Annotated in this window: 20 protein-coding genes and 1 pseudogene; 18 read left to right on the top strand and 3 right to left on the bottom strand. The window is 62.4% G+C overall.

Annotated elements, in window-relative coordinates; translation table 11 throughout:
- Nucleotides 1-16 precede the first annotated feature (16 nt).
- From ACX3P1_RS02555 to ACX3P1_RS02515, 9 genes are all read left to right on the top strand, one after another.
- Nucleotides 17-685: a response regulator transcription factor gene (locus ACX3P1_RS02555; RefSeq protein WP_459077972.1), complete on the top strand. Its 669-nt coding sequence runs from the start codon at nucleotides 17-19 to the stop codon at nucleotides 683-685.
- 82 nt (nucleotides 686-767) lie between these two features.
- The gene (locus ACX3P1_RS02550) at nucleotides 768-2024 is read left to right on the top strand and encodes a flagellar hook protein FlgE (protein WP_459077971.1); all 1257 of its coding nucleotides are present in this window, start codon (nucleotides 768-770) and stop codon (nucleotides 2022-2024) included.
- A 31-nt stretch (nucleotides 2025-2055) separates the two neighbouring features.
- Entirely contained in the window at nucleotides 2056-3507 is a 1452-nt protein-coding gene (flgK, locus tag ACX3P1_RS02545; RefSeq protein ID WP_459077970.1) for a flagellar hook-associated protein FlgK, read from the top strand.
- A gap of 3 nt (nucleotides 3508-3510) precedes the next feature.
- Nucleotides 3511-4560, top strand: a complete 1050-nt coding sequence (locus tag ACX3P1_RS02540) for a flagellar hook-associated family protein (RefSeq protein WP_459077969.1) — start codon at nucleotides 3511-3513, stop codon at nucleotides 4558-4560.
- Nucleotides 4561-4582: 22 nt separating this feature from the next.
- Entirely contained in the window at nucleotides 4583-4930 is a 348-nt protein-coding gene (gene flaF / locus ACX3P1_RS02535) for a flagellar biosynthesis regulator FlaF (protein WP_459077968.1), read from the top strand.
- Nucleotides 4927-5394, top strand: coding sequence for a flagellar biosynthesis repressor FlbT (gene flbT / locus ACX3P1_RS02530; protein ID WP_459077967.1), 468 nt, complete (start codon nucleotides 4927-4929; stop codon nucleotides 5392-5394). The genes flaF and flbT overlap by 4 nt, the downstream gene beginning before the upstream one ends.
- Before the next feature lie 2 nt (nucleotides 5395-5396).
- Nucleotides 5397-5801, top strand: a complete 405-nt coding sequence (gene flgD / locus ACX3P1_RS02525; protein ID WP_459077966.1) for a flagellar hook assembly protein FlgD — start codon at nucleotides 5397-5399, stop codon at nucleotides 5799-5801.
- 3 nt (nucleotides 5802-5804) lie between these two features.
- Entirely contained in the window at nucleotides 5805-6071 is a 267-nt protein-coding gene (gene fliQ, locus ACX3P1_RS02520) for a flagellar biosynthesis protein FliQ (RefSeq protein ID WP_459077965.1), read from the top strand.
- 199 nt (nucleotides 6072-6270) lie between these two features.
- On the top strand, nucleotides 6271-7944 hold the full coding sequence (locus tag ACX3P1_RS02515; protein WP_459077964.1) for an MFS transporter: 1674 nt from the start codon (nucleotides 6271-6273) through the stop codon (nucleotides 7942-7944).
- 29 nt (nucleotides 7945-7973) lie between these two features.
- Here the strand turns inward: ACX3P1_RS02515 and ACX3P1_RS02510 are convergent, their stop codons facing one another.
- Nucleotides 7974-9761 (bottom strand): chloride channel protein, encoded by a 1788-nt coding sequence (locus ACX3P1_RS02510; protein WP_459077963.1) that lies wholly within the window; start codon nucleotides 9759-9761, stop codon nucleotides 7974-7976.
- 185 nt (nucleotides 9762-9946) lie between these two features.
- Between ACX3P1_RS02510 and flhA the strand changes: the two genes are divergently transcribed.
- From flhA to ACX3P1_RS02475, 7 genes are all read left to right on the top strand, one after another.
- Complete coding sequence (gene flhA / locus ACX3P1_RS02505) at nucleotides 9947-12034, top strand: flagellar biosynthesis protein FlhA (protein WP_459077962.1); 2088 nt, start codon at nucleotides 9947-9949, stop codon at nucleotides 12032-12034.
- A gap of 190 nt (nucleotides 12035-12224) precedes the next feature.
- On the top strand, nucleotides 12225-12986 hold the full coding sequence (gene fliR / locus ACX3P1_RS02500) for a flagellar biosynthetic protein FliR (RefSeq protein WP_459077961.1): 762 nt from the start codon (nucleotides 12225-12227) through the stop codon (nucleotides 12984-12986).
- A gap of 3 nt (nucleotides 12987-12989) precedes the next feature.
- Entirely contained in the window at nucleotides 12990-13379 is a 390-nt protein-coding gene (locus ACX3P1_RS02495; protein ID WP_459077960.1) for a hypothetical protein, read from the top strand.
- 60 nt (nucleotides 13380-13439) lie between these two features.
- Nucleotides 13440-14006: a rod-binding protein gene (locus ACX3P1_RS02490; protein WP_459077959.1), complete on the top strand. Its 567-nt coding sequence runs from the start codon at nucleotides 13440-13442 to the stop codon at nucleotides 14004-14006.
- Between the two features lie 3 nt (nucleotides 14007-14009).
- On the top strand, nucleotides 14010-14435 hold the full coding sequence (locus tag ACX3P1_RS02485) for a hypothetical protein (RefSeq protein ID WP_459077958.1): 426 nt from the start codon (nucleotides 14010-14012) through the stop codon (nucleotides 14433-14435).
- 7 nt (nucleotides 14436-14442) lie between these two features.
- Nucleotides 14443-14961, top strand: coding sequence for a hypothetical protein (locus tag ACX3P1_RS02480; RefSeq protein ID WP_459077957.1), 519 nt, complete (start codon nucleotides 14443-14445; stop codon nucleotides 14959-14961).
- Between the two features lie 154 nt (nucleotides 14962-15115).
- On the top strand, nucleotides 15116-15400 hold the full coding sequence (locus ACX3P1_RS02475; RefSeq protein WP_459077956.1) for an SCP2 sterol-binding domain-containing protein: 285 nt from the start codon (nucleotides 15116-15118) through the stop codon (nucleotides 15398-15400).
- A 28-nt stretch (nucleotides 15401-15428) separates the two neighbouring features.
- On the opposite strand, the pseudogene ACX3P1_RS02470 reads toward ACX3P1_RS02475, so the two are convergent.
- Together ACX3P1_RS02470 and ACX3P1_RS02465 are read right to left on the bottom strand one after the other, a co-directional pair.
- Nucleotides 15429-16006 (bottom strand): annotated as a pseudogene (locus tag ACX3P1_RS02470) (GNAT family N-acetyltransferase).
- Nucleotides 16007-16098: 92 nt separating this feature from the next.
- Entirely contained in the window at nucleotides 16099-17232 is a 1134-nt protein-coding gene (locus tag ACX3P1_RS02465) for a type III PLP-dependent enzyme (RefSeq protein WP_459077955.1), read from the bottom strand.
- Between the two features lie 668 nt (nucleotides 17233-17900).
- Between ACX3P1_RS02465 and ACX3P1_RS02460 the strand changes: the two genes are divergently transcribed.
- Together ACX3P1_RS02460 and ACX3P1_RS02455 are read left to right on the top strand one after the other, a co-directional pair.
- A complete protein-coding gene (locus ACX3P1_RS02460) occupies nucleotides 17901-18800 on the top strand; it encodes a LysR family transcriptional regulator (protein ID WP_459077954.1) in 900 nt (299 codons plus the stop codon).
- A 104-nt stretch (nucleotides 18801-18904) separates the two neighbouring features.
- Nucleotides 18905-19573 (top strand): DUF1007 family protein, encoded by a 669-nt coding sequence (locus ACX3P1_RS02455; RefSeq protein WP_459077953.1) that lies wholly within the window; start codon nucleotides 18905-18907, stop codon nucleotides 19571-19573.
- Nucleotides 19574-19583: the final 10 nt, after the last annotated feature.

Raw genomic sequence — 19583 nt, 5'->3', positions numbered from 1 at the left:
TTCGGGGGACGGGCCAATGATCGTGGTCGTAGATGAACGCGAGCTGGTAACCGAGGGCTACAACTCACTATTCGACCGCGAGGGGATAGCGTGCGCCGGGTTCGCGCCCGGCGACTTCGACGACTGGGTGTCGGGCGCGGCGGACGGCGACCTCAAGTCGGTCCGGGCCTTCCTTATCGGCGATTGCCGCGAGAGCACGATTTCGCCGCGCCAGCTGCGCAACCGCACAGGTGCACCGGTCATCGCGCTCAGCGAACAGCACTCCCTTGAAAACACCCTTCGCCTGTTTGAATCCGGCGTCGACGACGTCATTCGCAAGCCGGTCCACATCCGCGAAATCCTGGCGCGCATAACCGCCATCCGCCGCCGCGCCCACGAGGACGTGGCCTACACCGAAATCGGCGCGATGCGCATCTTCATGGACGGGCGCGATCCCGAGATCGACGGCCAGCCGCTTCCCTTGCCGCGGCGCGAGCGGCGCATCCTCGAATATCTGGCGGGCAACCGCGGCCGGCGCGTGACCAAGACGCAGGTTTTCAACGCGATCTACGGTATCTTCGACGAGGATGTCGAAGAAAACGTGGTGGAAAGCCACATCAGCAAGCTGCGCAAGAAGCTGCGCGAACGGCTGGGGAGCGACCCCATCGATTCCAAGCGCTTCCTCGGCTATCGGCTGGTTTTCTGATGGCCGCCAATTGCGCCAGCCTCGCGCAAGACAGAAGCGCTAACCTTGTCACCTGCCATGCGGGATACGGGGAAACACTTCAATGAGCCTATATGGAATGATGCGGACCGGCGTGTCCGGCATGAACGCGCAGGCCAACCGCCTGTCCACCACCGCCGACAACATCGCCAACGCCGACACCACCGGCTATAAGCGCGCCTCCACCGAATTCTCCACGCTGGTCATGCCCACGACAGGCGGCGCCTACAATTCCGGCGGTGTTTCCACGACGGTCATGAATTCGATCAGCGCGCAGGGCGTGATGCAGTACACGACCTCCGTTTCGGATCTCGCCGTTGACGGCAGCGGTTTCTTCGTGGTCCAGAGCCCAAGCGGCACCCCCTTTCTGACGCGCGCGGGCGCATTCGTTCCAGATGGCGAAGGCAGACTGGTCAACGCTGCCGGCTACCAGCTCATGGCTTACAATTATGAGAACGGAACCCCCGCCGCGACCGTCAACGGCTTCGATGGCCTTGAGCCGGTAATAATCTCCGACAAGGAAATGTCAGCGACGCCCAGCACCGAAGGCTATTACACCGGCAACCTCGCAGCCAATGCCACACCGGTCACCGGCGACCTGCCATCGGCTAACCTTTCCACCAGCGAGTATTCGGCAAAATCGTCGATGGTCGTCTATGACAATCTCGGCAACAAGAAGTTGCTGGACGTGTATTTCACCAAGACGCCCACGGCGGGGCAGTGGGAAGTCACGGTCTTCGACCAGTCGCAGGCCACCCCCGGCACGTCGTTCCCCTATACCGGCGGCGCGCTCGGCACGGCAAACCTTGCCTTCGACGCCACCACCGGCAAGATGATAACTCCGCCTGGCGGTGTTACGGTGCCTGTCCCCGGCGGCGCATCGTTCACCCTCGATCTTTCCAAGATGAGCCAGCTCGGTGCAGGCTTCACCGTGTCCGACGGGGCGGTAAACGGCAGCGCGCCCGGCACCATCGACAAGATCCAGATCAGCAAGGATGGCACCATCTTCGCGCAGTACAAGGACGGTTCCACCAAGGCGCTCTACAAGATACCGCTGGCGGACGTACAGAGCCCGGACAATCTCACCGTGCTGCCGGGCAACGTCTATTCGCAGGGCACCGATTCCGGCGCCGTTCGCATCGGGTTTGCCAATGAAGGCAAGCAGGGCTCCATCGTTTCCGGCGCGCTGGAAAACTCCAACGTCGATATCGCCGAGGAATTGACCGACATGATCGCGGCACAGCGCAGCTACACCGCCAACTCGAAAGTGTTCCAGACCGGTTCGGACCTCATGGACGTACTCGTCAACCTGAAGAGATAAAAAAGAGGCCGCTGGCTTCTGAAAGACCCGCATGTCGCTGTCCTCCGCATTGAACATCGCCCAGTCGGCACTTCAAAACACGTCGCGCCAGACCAGCGTTGTCTCCCGCAATGTGTCGGACGCCTCCAACCCGGACTATTCACGACGTACCGCGACCGTCATCTCCACCGCGCCCGGCGCGCGCTATGTCGATATCCAGCGCGCAACCAACGAACTGCTTTTTCGCCAGAACCTGTCGGCGCTGTCGTCATGGGCTGGCCAGAGCGCGCTGTACAACGGCATGGACAGGCTGGACCTTTCGGTCAACGGCGTCGATAACGCCTCGTCGGCGTCGACCGCCATCGGCGCGCTCCAGAATGCGCTGCAGCTCTATTCGACCTCGCCATCCAATCAGAATCTCGGCGCCAGCGTCATCGATGCAGCCCGGCAAGTGGTGCGCTCGCTGAACGACGGCACCAACGCGATCCAGGATTTTCGCACGCAGACCGATGGCCAGATAGCTGCGGCCGTGGACGACCTGAATTCGCTGCTCGGCCAGTTTCAGGATGCCAACACGGCAATCGTGTCGGGAACACGCTCCGGCTCCGACGTATCCGACGCGCTTGACCAGCGCGACGCGCTGCTGAAGAAGATCGCCGAATACGTGCCGGTTTCGACCTACACGCGCGGCGGCAACGATATGGTCATCACCACGACCGACGGCACGACGCTGTTCGAGACGATCCCGCGCTCGGTCACGTTCTCGCCCTCGCCCGGCTACGCGGCCGGCATGGCGGGAAGCGCCGTCTATATCGACAATGTCCGCGTTACCGGCGGCACGGGCGGCAATACTGACGCCTCGGGCAAGCTTGCCGGGATGGTGCAGCTACGCGACGGCGTCGCCGCCACCATGCAGAGCCAGCTCGACGAAATAGCGCGCGGGCTGGTCACGGCTTTTGCGGAAACATCGCCGGGCAATCCCGATCTAGCCGGCCTTTTCACCTGGTCCGGCGGGCCTGCGGTCCCGACTGCCGGCACGCTGGTCAACGGCCTGGCCGGTTCGATCAGGATCAACGCGGCGATGGACCCTGCCGCCGGCGGCGATCCTGCAAAACTGCGCGACGGAGGCGCCAATGGCGCGGCCTATGTCGTCAACACCAGCGGCTCCGCCTATGCCGACCTGCTGATCGCCTATGGCGACCGGCTCGACAAGCCGATGGTTTTCAGCCCGGCAGCCGGCATGACGAGCGACTCCAGCGTGACCGCCTATTCGGCCAATGCCATCGGCTGGTTCCAGGGCGTGCGCCAGCAAGCCTCAAGTGCTGCCGATGCCAAGGAAGCGCTGGCCACCCGCTCCGCCGAGGCGCTGTCCAACGACACAGGCGTCAATGTCGACACGGAAATGTCGATGCTGCTGGACCTCGAACACACCTATCAGGCTTCGGCTCGCATTCTCAGCACGGTGAACCAGATGCTGGACTCCCTGCTTCAGGCGGCGGGGTAAGCCATGAAAGCCACCTCCGTCTCATCCTCGGGCATTTCCAACGCGATGCGCTATTCGCAGATGCGCATGCAGGTGGATCTCGTCAAGGCACAGAAGGAAATGGACACCGGCAAGGTGGCCGACGTCGGCCTTGCCTTGGGCAGCCGCACGGCGCAGTCCGTCACCTTTGCCCGCGACCTCGACCGGCTGAACGCAATCGTCGATTCGAACGGGCTTGTCGCAGCACGGTTGACGGCTACGCAGGATGCGCTCGATCAGCTTGCCGACAAGGCGCAGACATTGCTTTCCAGCCTTGCCAGCGCCACCTCCGGCGACCTGACCGACAACATCACCCGCGACAGCGGCAAGGCGACGCTGCAGGCGCTGGCATCGATCCTGAACACCAGCATCAACGGCGAATACCTGTTTGCCGGCACCAATACCGACATCAAGCCGATGGGCGATTTCACCGAGGCCGGCTCGCCGGCGCAAGCGGCATTCGACAGCGCCTTCGTCGCCCGTTTCGGCTTCAGCCAGAACGATCCGGCGGCGGCAGGCATCAGCGCCGCCGACATGAACGATTTCATCGACAACGACATCCAGCCGCAATTTTTCGGCACCGACTGGCAAAACTGGTCGACCGCCACCGACGAATCGATCGTCAGCCGCATCGCCTTGAACGAGACGACGCAAACCTCGGTCAGCGCCAACAATGACGGTGTGCGCAAGCTGGCCATGGCTGCTTCGCTGGTCACGCAGCTGATGGGAAGCAATGTGAGCGACGACGCCAAGCGGGCGCTTGTCACCCGTTCGCTCTCTCTCGTCGGCGAGGCGTTGAGCAATCTCGACCAGACGCGGTCGCAGACCGGTATCGTCCAGCAGCGGGTGACGGACGCCAACACCCGCATGAGCACCCAGATCGACCTTTTCAACCGCCATATCCTGGATCTGGAAGGCGTCGACCCCTACGAAGCGGCCAACCGCGTCAACGATCTGGTGTCGCATATCCAGACATCGTTCGCTCTCACCGCGCGCATCCAGCAGCTTAGCCTGCTCAACTTCCTCACCCCGTGATCCAGACCCGACGGAACCCGCGATGTACCAATTCTCATACGCCGATATTCAGACCGACTCGGTGGCAGACGCGAAGGATCGTGAGCGGCAGCTCCTCAGCCGATCCATCGACCTGCTGACGGCGGCGGCGGCAGCGGGCCATCAGTCGATGGAGGCCATCGAGGCCCTGCACTTCACCAACCGCGTCTGGACGAATTTCGTCGAGGATCTTGGCTCGAGCGACAATGCCTTGCCCAAGGAACTGCGCGCCAACCTGATTTCCATCGGCCTGTGGGTGCTGCGCGAGGCCGAGGACATCCGGCAGGGCCGCACCGACAATTTCGAAGGCATCATCGAAGTCTCCCAGATCATCCGGGACGGCATTCAATGAAAAACACGCTGAAACTGTCGCTGAAGCCGAACGAAAAGCTCTATGTCAACGGCGCGGTCATCCGTGTCGACCGCAAGGTGACGCTCGAACTCCTCAACGACGTCCAGTTCCTGCTGGAAAACCATGTGCTGCAGCCGGAACATGCATCGACGCCGCTCAAGCAGCTTTACTTCATCTTGCAGGTCATGCTGATGAACCCGCAAGGGGCCGTCGACGCGCGTGAAATGGTTCGCCGCTCGCTGCCGCTTCTGCTGGTGACCTTCCAGGACGAGCAGGTACGCAGCGCGCTCAAGAACATCGACCGAATGGTCGGCGAAGACAGGATCTATGAGGCGCTGAAGGCGATCCGCGCGCTCTATCCTATCGAACACAGCCTGCTTTCCGGCAGCGAAAATCCGGTTCTGGACGACAACAGGGTTCGGGACGACAATAGCGGTCGCCCGATGGCAGTGGGAGCACGCTGAATATGAACGTGGATATGACGACGACACTTCCCGTGGGCACCAGCCAGGCCGCCCAGAAATCCAAGACGGCGGTTGATTACGACTCCTTCCTGAAACTCCTCATCGCCCAGATGAAGAACCAGGATCCGACACAGCCGATGGATTCCACCCAATACGTGGCCCAGCTCGCTACCTTTTCCCAGGTCGAGCAGACGGTGCAGTCGAATGCCAAGCTCGATCAGATTCTCCAGACCTCGGCATTGGCGCAGGCCGACAGCATCATTGGCCGCTCCATCACTTCCTCCGATGGCGCCACCACCGGCACGGTCGCGGAGGTGCGCCTCGCAAGCTCCGGCCTGATCGCCGTGCTTGGCGATGGCACGGAGGTCGCGGTCGGCCCCGGCATAACGATCAAGCCGGCCGCCTGAAGCATGAACGAAGCCGACGCGCTCGACATCGTCCAGTTTGCGGTGTGGACGGTCCTGACCGCCTCTGCTCCCGTCGTCCTGGTCGCCATGGCCGTGGGCGTCGGCATAGCGCTCATCCAGGCGCTCACCCAGATTCAGGAAATCACGCTGACCTTCGTTCCGAAGATCGTTGCCATCATGCTCGTCGTGGCGCTTACCGGCCCGTTCATCGGCAGCCAGATCTCGGCATTCACCAACGTCATCTTCGAGCGTGTCCAGACCGGATTCTGACGGTCTTTCTCCAAAAGGCAATCGACCTTTGCAAACCGTAGGTTACATTAGAGCGCCGTGCGTCCGATTGGACGCACAAAGGACGCTCTAACATTTTGATTGAGCATCGGAATAATCCGAAAACCGTCGCCACTTTTCGGTCCGATGCTTTAACGCCAACGCGATTTGCGCCGCCTGAAAGTCCTGCCGGGGAAGCCGAATGCCGCACGAAAGCGGAACCACGCATGTAATCGACGACGAGCCGGAAAGCGAACGTGTCTCGGCATTGGCCCCCTTCCAGCACGGCATCTTCCGCGCGGTCTGGGGCGCCAGCCTCGTCTCCAATTTCGGCGGCCTCATCCAGGGGGTTGGCGCTGCATGGCTGATGACCACGATCGCCACGTCGCCCTATCAGGTTGCGCTGGTCCAGGCCTCCACCACCTTGCCCATCATGCTGTTCTCGCTGGTTGCCGGCGCCATCGCCGACAGCTTCAACCGGCGCACGGTCATGCTGACCGCACAGTGCTTCATGCTCGTCATTTCGGTCGTCCTGACGGTGTTCGCCTATAATGGCCTACTGACGCCCTGGTCGTTGCTCGCCTTCACCTTCCTGATCGATTCCGGCACCGCCCTCAACAGCCCGTCCTGGCAGGCGTCGGTCGGCGACATCGTGCCGCGCGCCAAGGTGCCGGCGGCCGTGGCCCTCAATTCCCTGGGCTTCAATCTGACACGCAGCGTCGGACCGGCAATCGGCGGCATCATCGTCGCCGCCGCCGGGGCCGCCGCCGCCTTTGCCGCGAATGCCTTCAGCTATATCGCCCTGATCGTCGTGCTGTTTCGCTGGAAGCCGCAATTGCCGGACGCTTCGCTGCCACGCGAAGCATTCGGCGCCGCTATGGCCGCCGGCCTGCGCTACGTCGCCATGTCGCCCAACATCGGCAAGGTGCTGGTGCGGGCATTCGCCTTCGGCTTCACCGCCGGCTCCGTGCTTGCGCTGCTACCGCTGATCGCGCGCGACCTCATCCATGGCGATGCGCTGACCTATGGCATCCTGCTCGGCGCTTTCGGCGTCGGCGCCGTCTGCGGCGCACTCGCCAGCGTTCGGCTGCGCGCGCTGCTTTCCAGCGAAACGATGGTGCGCTGGGCCTTTGCCGGTTTCGCGTTCTGCGCCGTCAACGCGGCCTTCAGCCATCAAGCGTGGCAAACGGCAATCGGCTTGTTCGTCGGCGGCGCCTGCTGGGTGATCGCTCTTTCGCATTTCAACGTAACCGTTCAGATGTCGACGCCGCGCTGGGTGGTGGGCCGCGCGCTGTCGATCTACCAGACCGCCAATTTCGGCGGCATCGCGCTCGGCAGCTGGATCTGGGGCGTCGTCGCCGACGCACATGGCGTCGATGTCTCGCTGATCGCCGCAGGCGTCGCCATGCTGGCCGGCGGCGCCATCGGCCTGCTTTTGCCCTTGCCTGAGCATGCCGCGCTCAACCTCGATCCGCTCAACCGCTGGACCGAGCCGATGCTTGCGCTCGACCTCAAGCCGCGCAGCGGCCCCATCGCGATCATGATCGAATATGTCATCAAGGAAGAAGACCTGCCGGAGTTCATCGCGCTGATGGCCGAACGTGGACGCATCCGCCGCCGCGACGGCGCTCGCAACTGGACGCTGGGGCGCGACCTCGGCAATCCCGAACTATGGATGGAAAGCTATCATACGCCGACCTGGCTCGATTATATCCGCCACAATACGCGGGCCACGCATGCGGATTCAGCGATTACCGAGCGTATCCGCGCATTGCACAGCGGCAATGAGCGGCCCCGCGTGCGCCGCATGATCGAGCGCCCGACAAGCGCCGACCACGGCCTTGGCGCGGCGAGCGAGCCAAGAAACCGCCATTGATATGGGTGTTCCTGCCGGCAAGCAGCGGTTCAGTCGCTCTCGCCCGAAAGATCCCGCCGCGCCTTGTCGAGTTCCTCCGCATAGCGCCGCATCAGGTGCCCTTCGGTGAGCAGGCCGACGACGATGCGATCGGTAAAGTCCTTGACCACCGCCAGTTCCTCGGCCCCGGCCCGCTCGAAGGTTTCGGCCGCCGATTGCACGTTCATGGTGGGAACCAGAACCGCGTCCTTGAACTTGGCCAGCGCCAGCACCGGGCTTTCCGCATTTGAAAGGTCGCTGTGCAGTTCGGCGACGATCAGCACGCCGGCATAGCGCTTCTCGCTGTCGATGGCGATGACGCGCTGCGCCGAACCCAGCGGCACCGCCGTGCGAAAGGCAGCCAGCGTCGTCGAGCCGTCTATGGTCTTGACGTCCTTGCGCATCATTTTCTCGACAGTGAGGCTGCGCATCCAGCCGATATCGTTGGCGCCGCGAATGGTTTCGCCGCGCAGATGAAAGCGCCAGGTGGAGAAGGAATACCCGAACGTTTCGCGAACCAGGATAGCCGACATGATCGAGGCCGCCAGCACCACGCCGGTCAGCGTCAGGTCGCGGGTGGATTCCAGCGCCAGGAACGTCATCGTCAACGGCCCGCCGACGACCCCGACCGCCAGCGATGTCATGCCGACGACCGCTGCCACGGACGGATCGATGCCGGTCGCCGGCGACACGAAGGCCATCACGCCCGCAAACATCTTGCCAAGCAGGGCGCCGAGAAAAAGCGAGGCGAAGAACAGGCCGCCGCGAAAGCCGGACCCGAGCGAGATCGATGATGCGGCGAGCTTGAGCAGGAAAACGCTCGTCACCACGGCAAGCCCGTAATTCATGGCGAATTCGCGATGCAGCGCGCCGTGACCGCTGGACAAGACCTGCGGCGTGACCAGGCCCAGGAGGCCAACCGCACAGCCGCCGATGAAAGGCCGCAGCGATCCGCTGATCTTCATTCTCGCAAAGGCCCGTTCGGTCAGGTTTACCAGGCGCATGATGGCAATGGATACGCCGCCGCCCAGCAGCCCCAGCACTAGGAACGGCAGATACTGGCTGGCGGTCAGCGCCGGCAGGCCCGAAAGCTCGAGCGGAAACGGTACGCCGCCAAACATTTCGGCAGTAAGCGACGCACAGATCGCTGCCGCCATGACCGGAGCGACATTTCCGACCGAGTAGATGCCGATGATCAGTTCGAACCCGTAGAAGGCACCGGTCAGCGGCGCATCGAACGCGGCCGCGATGGCGCCGGCGGCACCACAGCCGACCAGAATGCGCGTGTCGTTGCGGCGCAGGTTGAAGGTGCGCGCCAGCCGCGACGCCAGCCCCGACCCAACCTGCGTATAGCCGGCCTCCAGCCCGACCGAAGCACCGAAGCCGCTGGAGATCATGGTCTGTACGGCGATGATGCAGGTGTCGGTAAGCGACATGCGCCCGCCATACAGCGCGTTGGCCTCGATGGGGTCGACGGGCGTGCGGTATTTCCGCCTTTTAAGATAAACGAACGTCAGTCCGAGCAGGATACCGCCCATCGCCGGCATCAGCGCCTGGATCGGGCTTTGCAACGAAAACATCGCCGACAGGCGTGCGCCCGGCTGCAGGCCGAACAGCAGCCAGTGCAGGCTTTGCACCAACTGGCTCATCGCCGTGACGATGAAGCCTGCCGCCACGCCCACGCCGGCAGCAAGCACGACGACCGCTATGCCGCGCGCCTGCAGCATCGGAATGGACCGGATGAACACGGCGCGAAGGCGACGAGCACGCAGGGCGTATTGGTTTGCTGAAGGCAACATACGGCTCAGGATCGAACAAAAGTTGCGCGCTGATACGCCCGCCGCCAGCGCCTGACAACCGTCTCCCCCGCACGCGAGGCGGTTTCCGGCGGGCTGCCTGCCACCCTCGCGCAAGCTTGAACGACTAGTTTCGAACTAGCGGGCCTCTGTCTGATGCCCGGCAAGACGGTTAGGCCGGAGCACAGATGGCAATCAGCGAAAGCATCTCGGCGGTTCCGCTGCCCAAGAACGGCCGCGACGTCTTCTTTGCGCTCGGCATCGTCTTCATCCTGGCGGTGCTGTTCCTGCCGATCCCGGCCTTCCTCATCGATATCGGTCTCGCATTTTCCATCGCGCTTTCGGTGCTGATCCTGATGGTCGCCCTGTGGATCCAGCGGCCGCTCGACTTCTCGTCTTTCCCGACCATCCTGCTGATCGCCACGATGCTGAGGCTTTCGCTCAACATCGCCACGACACGCATGATCCTGGCGCATGGCAATGAAGGCACCCATGCCGCCGGCTATGTCATTTCGGGCTTTTCCAAGCTGGTCATGTCGAGCGACTTCGTCATCGGCCTGATCGTCTTCATGATCCTGGTCGTGGTCAACTTCATCGTCATCACCAAGGGCGCGACGCGTATCGCCGAGGTCGGCGCACGCTTCACGCTGGACGCCATTCCGGGCAAGCAGATGTCGATCGACGCGGACCTGTCGGCCGGCATGATCGACGACAAGACCGCCCAACTGCGCCGCCGCGAACTGGAAGAGGAAAGTTCCTTCTTCGGATCGATGGACGGCGCCTCCAAATTCGTGCGCGGCGACGCCATCGCCGGCCTCATCATCACCGCCATCAACATCGTCGGCGGCATCGCCATCGGCTATATCCGCCACGACATGGGCATGGGCGAAGCCGCCGATGTCTTCATCAAGCTTTCCGTCGGCGACGGCCTCGTCACCCAGATCCCGGCGCTCATCGTCTCGCTCGCCGCCGGCCTGCTCGTTTCCAAGGGCGGCACCCGCGGATCGACCAACCAGGCGGTTTTCGGCCAGCTTGGCGCCCATCCGCGCGCCCTCTACGTCGCCGCGTCGATGTTGACGCTGCTTGGCTTGATGCCCGGCCTGCCGATGTTCCCGTTCTTCGCCATGGCAGCGGCCATGGCCGCTCTCGGCTACATCATTCCGCTGCGTGAAAATCGTCGCGTCGCGGAGGCGGACGCCGTCAAGGAGCAGCAGAGCGTCGACAAGGTCGAAGAGGAGAAGAACTCCATCAAGGCGTCGCTCGCCACCGCCGAAATCGAGCTTCTGATCGGCAAGCAGTTGTCGACCAAGCTGGTCTCATCGCATCAGGAACTGGCGTTCCGCATGGCCAAGATGCGCAAGAAATTCGCCACCCAATACGGCTTCGTCGTGCCGGAGGTTCGCCTGACCGACGATTTCGCCATCCCGCCGAAGAGCTATCAGATCAAGGTGCACGGCACGGTCGTTGCCGAATACCAGATGCGGGTCGGCGAAATCATGGTCCTGCTGGGCACGCGCGACCTTCCCGACATTCCGGGCGAAGAGGTGCGCGAGCCGGCATTCGGCATGCGCGCCTTCTCGGTGATGGAGACCTTCGCCGAAGATTTGAAGCGCGAGCAATATACCTATGCGGACAACATGTCGGTGCTGCTTACGCATCTGTCGGAAGTCATCCGCAACAACCTGCCGCAGCTCCTGTCCTACAAGGACATGAAGGCGCTGCTCGAGCGGCAGGACCCGGAATACCGCAAGCTTGCCGACGAGATTTGCACCACGCACATCTCCTATCCGGGCCTGCAGGCGGTGCTGAAACTGCTGCTGGCCGAGCGCGTCTCGATCCGCAATTTGCATCTCATCATCGAGGCCATCGCCGAAATCGCGCCGCATGTGCGCCGCACCGAGCAGATCGTCGAGCATGTGCGGGTTCGCATGGCCCAGCAGATTTGCGGCGACCTTTCCGAAGGCGGCGTGCTCAAGGTTCTGCGGCTCGGTAACCGCTGGGACCTCGCCTTCCACCAGAGCCTCAAGCGCGACGCCAAGGGCGAGGTGCGCGAATTCGACATCGACCCGCGCCAACTCGAGGAATTCGGTCAGGACGCCACCAAGGCGATCCGCAAATTTCTCGAGGCGGGAGAGCGCTTCGTCCTCGTTACCGCCCCGGATGCGCGGCCCTATGTGCGCATGATCGTGGAACGCCTGTTCACCACGCTGCCCGTGCTCAGCCACGTCGAAATCGCCAAGGGCGTCGAGGTCAGGGTGCTGGGCACCATCTCGTAGGCCACATGAAAATTCTCGAAGGTTCGCCCGACCTGCCCCTACCCCCGACCCCTACCCACAAGGGGGAGGGAAATCTTGTGGCGTCTTGCCGCAAAGGTTGGCGGCTTGCTTGCGACTGGGCGCTGCAGAACCCTCCTCCCCCTTGGGGGCAGGGGTCAGGGGTGGTAGCAACCTCGTCAGGCCGCGCGCCATGACCGGCCTCCCCATTCTCTCGCAAGATGTCATCATCGCGGCGTTCCTTGCCTTCTGCCGGGTCGGCGCCTGTTTCATGCTGATGCCCGGAACGTCGAGCGTGCGCGTGCCGCTGCAGATCAGGCTGTTCGTATCGGTCGCCGTGACCTTCGGGCTGCTGAGCTTTCTGTGGGACAAGATTTATCCCTTCGCCGATCCCCATCCGGCGGTCCTTTTGCCGATGATCGCCTCCGAACTTCTGGTCGGCGGGCTGATCGGCGCGATGACAAGGCTTTACATGGAAGCGCTGCGCTTCATCGGCGCCGCCATCGCCATGCAGATCGGCCTGACCAGCATGGGCGGTCCCGCCATCGAGGAACCGGAACCGCAGGCGGCGCTGGCCGAAATCATCTCGCTGTCGGCGCTTCTGTTCCTGTTTGTCTTCGACTTTCATCATGAGGTGATCCGCGCGCTGGTGTCGTCCTACTCGGTCGCCCCGGTCAACGTTTTCTTCAACCCGCAAACGGCACTGGTCGATGTCACCGATACGCTATCGGATTCCTTTTTCCTGGTGCTGCGCCTCGGCAGCCCGTTCGTCGCCTATGCGATCCTGGTCAACCTGACGATCGGCTTCGTCAACAAGCTGACCCCGCAGATCCCGGTCTATTTCATCTCGCTGCCCTTCGTCATCGCCGGTGGCATGATCATCTTCTATTTCGCGATCGGTACGCTGCTATCGCTGTTCGCCGACAATTTCATCGACATGACCTTGGCACGATAATTCATGACCACCCGCAGGCAACGACTGAAAAAACTGGTCCTCGTGCAGGAAAAATTGAAAGCCCTGCACGAAACGCGCCACGCAACATTCCTGTCCCAGGCACACGAGGCCCAGGCCGAGGCGAGCGCGTTGGTCGAACGTTTCGACGCCGCCGATTCGCTCTCCGGCCTGTTTCCCGATCTCTATCATCGCCGCATCGCCAATGCCGCAGCGCGCCAGCAGCAAAACCTCGACAGCGCCCGTCAGGAGGCCGGCGCCATCGTCGCGGCGACCGCGCGAACCAACATGGTCGAGCGCGCCTACAAAGAGGTGAGCCGCAGCGAAGAGCGCGAACTGGCCGACCGCGACAGGCTCGACCTCATCGGATTGCAGCGCAAAAGCGAACCTTCGTAAGCCTGCCACAAGCTTGTTTTGCAAGGATACGATCAGGAAACCACGCGAGGGCCGGAACTTTTGGCAATCTCCCCACCCAGCGACATCGTATTGGACGTTGCCCGCGCCGTCGGCCCGACCGAGATCGAGGCAGCGCGCGCGGCCCTGACCAAGCGGGCCGGAGCCGCTTCGCCCGCCTTCACGATCGACGACGCCCCAATGCTTTCGCGTACAACGACATTTTCGCGCACGACGGCGACCCAGACCGATTCCGGCGATGCGACGAAATTCAAGCGCTTCGAGGCGATGGTCCTGCAGACATTCATCCAGAACATGCTGCCGAAAGACGCAGAAGGCGTTTACGGCAAGGGCCTCGCCGGCGACATGTGGAAGTCGCAGATGGCCGAGCATATCGCCGACGTGATGGCCGAACGCGGCGGCATCGGCATCGCCCGGTCGATGCTCGCCGACCACTATCTCGATGGCAAGCGCAAGGTTCCCATCGGCCCCGTTTCGGGCGGTCCGGAACGGGTCGAGAGCGACCGCCAGGCCGCTTTGTCTACCTCGCTGGTCCAGGAAGTCGAACGCCGGATGGCGCGTTCCATGACCGGTGACGAGACAGCCGCGCAAGTCAAAGGAAAGGTCTAGGGCATGGCCGACTATTCCGAATTCACGTCGAACCTGCCCGCGCTGACGACGGCAACGGACGCGCCGGTTCCTTTCGTGCGCACTGGGAATCTCGACATCATCATCCGGCGCATCGAGGATGCCGTCGAAGAGGAAACCGCCGGTATCCGCGCCGATCCCCGCTTCGACCTGAAGGCGTCGAACGCCCGCAAGAGCCGCTGCCTCTACGAGTTGAACCGCGCCATGAAAGGCATGAGCCAGGGCGAACATATGGAACAGCACCGGGACGGATTGACCCGGCTGAAGGAAAAGCTGACTGCCAACGAAGCCGCGATTGTCGCCCATCTCAACGCCGTTACCGAAGTCGCCAACCTCTTGAAGAACGCGATCCAGCGCGCCGAAGCGGACGGCACCTATTGCGCCAGCGAGTTCGGCTGGGCGCGGCCGTGAGCACGCGATGATAAAATTCATCGCCGCGGCAATCTGGATCTGCGTGGCCACGGTCGGGGCGGTGTTCTATTCGTTTCAGGCGGCAGGCGAGGCCGGCGCGGACAAACCGCCCAAGCCGATGCTGGGCGGCCTGGACTACGTCAACACCGACGTCATTTCCGTGCCGCTGGTGCGCAATTCGGCAATCGAAGGCTATCTGCTGACCAAGCTCGTCTATACCGTCGAGCCGGAGCAGGTGAAGAAATTATCGGTTCCAGCGGAGGCCCTGATTACCGATGAGGTCTATTCCTATCTTTACATGAACCCGCAGATCGACTTCACCAAGAAGACGGAATTCGACATCAATGCCTTTCGAGAGGCTATCCGCACCTCGATCAACGCGCGGGTAGGTGAGGAACTGGTGCACGAAATCCTGGTCGATCAGATCGACTTCCTGACAAAAGACGAGATTCGCGACAATTCCATCCGGCGAAAAAAGGGGGCCGAGAACACCGCTCCCCTGATAAAACCGAAAGAGAGCCAGTAGACACCGTGCGCCCGATTGGACGCATAGGCTCGGCCGCCCCCATCCAGTTGACGTAAACGTAAGATAAAGGGTATAGCGCGTGATGCTGCCTTCGTGCATGGCGAGGCGGCTATACGGGCAGCGCGCCTGCCAGCCGATGACAGGAGAAGCCACGATGAGCATTCACGACATTGCCGAACAGATCAGGGCGCGAGTGGAAAGCGGCGGTTTCGACCGCTCCGTGAAGTTCGATACGGGCAGCGACGGCGTGATCGTCATCGACGGCGCCACCATTTCGACCACGGACGGCGCGGCCGATTGCACCATCAAGCTGTCGCTGGACGATCTGGAATCGCTGATCGCAGGCGACCTCAACCCGACCATGGCGTTCATGACCGGCAAGATAAAGGTCGAAGGCGACATGACCGTCGCCATGGCCCTCAGCCAGTTGATCGGCTGACCCGGCCAGGCCCGAGGCTCTACCCCGGTCAGGCCGCCAGTATTTCGCGCCTGCCTGCCGCATTCAGCTTGCGGCCCGCAGGCTTCAGCGTACCCTTTGCGTCATCCAGCGCCCCCGGCGTCAATTCCAGCGCCAGGAAGCGGTGCCGTTCGTACGGGCCGGGCATGGAAAGCGCTCCGGTGCTTGTGGCCGAAAAGCCGAAGCGGGCGTAATAAGACGCATCGCCGACAAGCAGGATCGCCGAATGGCCAAGCCGCGCGGCTTCCGCCACGGCATAGCGCATCAGCGCCGAGCCGATACCGGCATTCTTGCATGTGGGATCGACCGCAAGCGGCCCAAGCAACAGCGCCGCAGCACCGCCCTCACCCAGCGCGATACATCCCAAAGACGGACGGTGCCGACAACGGTTCCAGCAGGGTTGCGCGCAACAAAAGCAAGGCCCTCGGCGGGCCGGCGGCCACGGCGCAGCTTTTCCGATGATTTGCGGCGACGCGCCAGTCCCATGGCGCGGTCAAGCAACGCTTCGCGCGCCGCACCGTTGGCGGCGGCTTCCGCCCCAACCTCAAAAAGAGGCGAGCCATCCAGGATTTCGACGGACATTTCCATTTTCGCGATCCTTCACGAGCGGATTTTCCACAAGCGAATCCGTCGCCGACATCAACGCCGGCGGCGGATCGATCTGACGGCTCGATGAGCCGTCAGATCACGTAGGATCGGAGCGGTTCAAAGCCGTTGAAGGCGACAGCCGAATAGGTTGTCGTGTAGGCGCCGGTGCCCTCGATCAACACCTCGTCGCCGATGGTCAGCGACAGCGGCAACGGGTACGGCGTCTTTTCATACATGACGTCGGCCGAATCGCAGGTCGGGCCAGCCAGCACGCAAGGCGCGGTCTCGCTGCCGTCGTGGCGCGTGACGAGCGGGTAGCGGATCGCCTCGTCCATCGTCTCGGCCAACCCGCCGAACTTGCCGATGTCGAGGAAAACCCAGCGCACATTGTCGTTGTCGGCCTTCTTGGAAATCAGTACGACTTCGGACTTGATGACACCGGCATTGCCGACCATGCCGCGACCCGGCTCGATAATGGTTTCGGGAATGGCATTGCCGAAATGCTTGCGCAGCGCTTCGAAAATGGCGTGGCCATAGGCCTGCGCCGCCGGCACGTCGCGCAGATAGCGCGTCGGAAAACCGCCGCCCATATTGACCATCTTCAACACGATGCCCTCTTCGGCCAACCTGGCGAATACCTGCCGCGCGTCGCCCAGCGCCCGATCCCAGGCGTTGAGGTCGATCTGCTGCGAGCCGACATGGAACGACACGCCATAGGCGTCCAGGCCAAGCGTTTTGGCTCGGCGAAGCACATCGACCGCCATGGCCGGCACGCAGCCGAACTTGCGCGACAGTGGCCACTCGGCGCCCTCGCCGTCGGTCAGCACGCGGCAGAATACGCGGGCGCCCGGCGCAACGCGGGCGATCTTTTCCACTTCCTCGACGCAATCCACGGCGAACATGCGGATACCAAGCTCATAGGCGCGCATGATGTCGCGCTCTTTCTTGATCGTGTTCCCGAAGGAAATGCGGTTGGCCGTAGCGCCCGCATTCATCGCCATCTCGACCTCGGCGAAGGAAGCGGCGTCGAAGGACGACCCCATCTGCGCCAGCAGGCGCAGGATCTCGGGCGCCGGGTTCGCCTTGATCGCGTAGTAGATTTTCGAATCGGGCATGGCCTTTTCGAAGGCGCGGAAATTGTCCGCGACGACTTCAAGATCGACCACGAGGCAAGGACCTTCCGGTCGTCGGACTGCAAGGAAATCAAGAATGCGCTGGGTTGCCATAGCTCTCTCCAGACGCGCTCGTTCAAGCGCGCGCAAGGGTGCGGAACACGGGCCTCGGCCTCGCGATCGCGCTCGTCAAACAAAGGCGAGATAGAAATGCATGGAACCAGCCGGTGGAGACACCGGAACCATGAAACGCCATCTCGCGGCGATGGGTCGATGGCCTTGCCCGGCCAGAAACCCGCTTTGTCTGCCTTGGCTTGGATTGGGAGTACCCCGTTCCGCACTGCCGGCAATGATGGTGTGCCTCTTCAGTAATTCCGACTTTTGGACAGCCGGAAGAGAACCAGAAAGGCCCGCACCGTCGTTGCTTCAAGGTGTCCTCGATTTCGCGGTTGGCCGCTAAACCGACCGGAGGGGTTAGCTCCGGTTACCTTACCGATTTTCTCGCCATTCGAGGATCGGCGGACACCCACAGGCACGTGCGACTTTGGGCAAGCGCGATATAGGCAGAGAATCATGTCCAATCAATGACTAAATTCGATTTTCGCATTTAATTTCGACTACCCGTTTCGGGGCCTGGAAAGCGCCCGCCGCAGCCCGTTCTTTCAACTGGTGAAGCGCTCGGCTATAAGCCTGCCCACGCCTGATGGATTCTCGCGGAATGGCCCCAGCCGCGGTCTGCTCTTGATGATTCGTTGCGACCAACAGACTGAAAGACCCACGCCATGGACACCCTGACCCGCATGCGCGCCTTCATCGATGTCGTCGAGGCGGAGGGGTTCTCGGCGGCGGCCCGCAAGATCGGCCGCTCCAAGGCGCTATTGTCCAAATATGTGCGCGAACTGGAGGACGATCTTGGCGCGCTGCTGCTCAACCGCACGACGCGGCAGTTCTCGCTGACCGAAGCCGGGCACACCTATTACCGGCGCGCATCGGAGATCATCCGCGAGGTCGACAGCCTGTCGGATGCGGTGCGCGAATCATCCGGCGACGTGCGCGGCCGCATCAAGCTTTCCGCACCGCGCACCTTTGCTGACGCGCCGATCGGCCAGTCGCTGATCGATTTCGCCCGGCAGCACCCCGATATCGTGCTCGACATTCACCTCGACGACCGATTCGTCGATCTGGTCGAAGAAGGTTTCGACCTGGCCGTGCGTATCTCGCGGTTGGAGAATTCCTCGCTGATCGCGCGGCGGCTTGCCCCGTTCTCGGTGCGGCTGTGCGCCTCGCCGGATTTTATCGCCAAGCATGGCATGCCCGAGCGGCCGCAGGATCTTGCGCGCATTCCCTGCATCGTCGACACCAACGGTCGCGGGCTTTCCAACTGGCAGTTCAAGGGCGACAGCGGCGACCCGGTAAGCGTTGCGGTGTCGGGGCCGATTGTGGTCAACAGCCCCATGACCGCGCGGGCGGCAGCGGTCGCGGGCCTCGGATTTTGCATATTGCCCGATTTTATCGCCGCGCCCGAAATTGAAAGCGGTCGTCTGGTTGCCGCCTTGGACGGCCGCATTCTTTCCGGGGCCGGCATCTTTGCCGTTTACCCGCATCGACGCTACCTGCCGGCGAAAGTGCGCGTTTTCGTCGATTTCCTGGCGCAATGGTTCAAAAATGCGGAACCCCGGTAAACGCTTTCGGTCGTGGTGACGGATTAGGGTGCGGCCGGTCCGAATTTCGCCCCCTTTGTGATAACTCTCGGCTTTCTTGACCGCCGACGAATCTGCGATGGGCCATGCCGCTCAAAAGACGAATTTTCACGCTGGCCGCCGCTGCGGCATCGCTGCTGGCTGCCGCTGGGACGGCCGACGCGCACCCGCACGTCTTTGCCGAAGCCCGGCTGGACGTCGTGCTGAGCGCGGATCGCCAAAGCGTGACGGCGCTACGCCACGTCTGGCGCTTCGACGATCTGTTTTCGAGCACGGTGCTGATGGAATTCGACAAGAATTCCGACTTGAAGCTGGACGATACCGAACTGAAGGAAGTGTCGGACACGATCTTCGCCTCGCTGGCGGAATACAAGTACTTCCAACTCGTCACGGTTGACGGCAAGGACGTGAAGATGAAGCCGCCTTCGCATCTGATGGCCAATTTCGACAATAACCAGCTTATCGTCCTGTTCGAATCCGAGCCCGACACCCCGATCAAGCTGGCCGGCAAGATCGATTTCGGCGTCTATGATCCGACCTTCTATACCGCCATCGACTTTCCAGAGGACGCCAACATGGCCGTCGACGAGATGCCCGCGAATTGCACGAAAACCGTTATCCGGCCAGACCCGGACACCGCGATTGCCGAGAACCAGAAGACGCTGACCGATGCCTTCTTCAACGATCCGACCGGCACCGACATGAGCAAGATTTTCGCGACCAAGCTGGAACTGAACTGCCGGGCGAGCGGATAGACAAGGTGAC

This window comes from Mesorhizobium sp. A623 (assembly GCF_054489405.1).
Note: the sequence above shows the minus strand (reverse complement) of the source record. Positions and strands in the feature narration are given on the sequence as shown.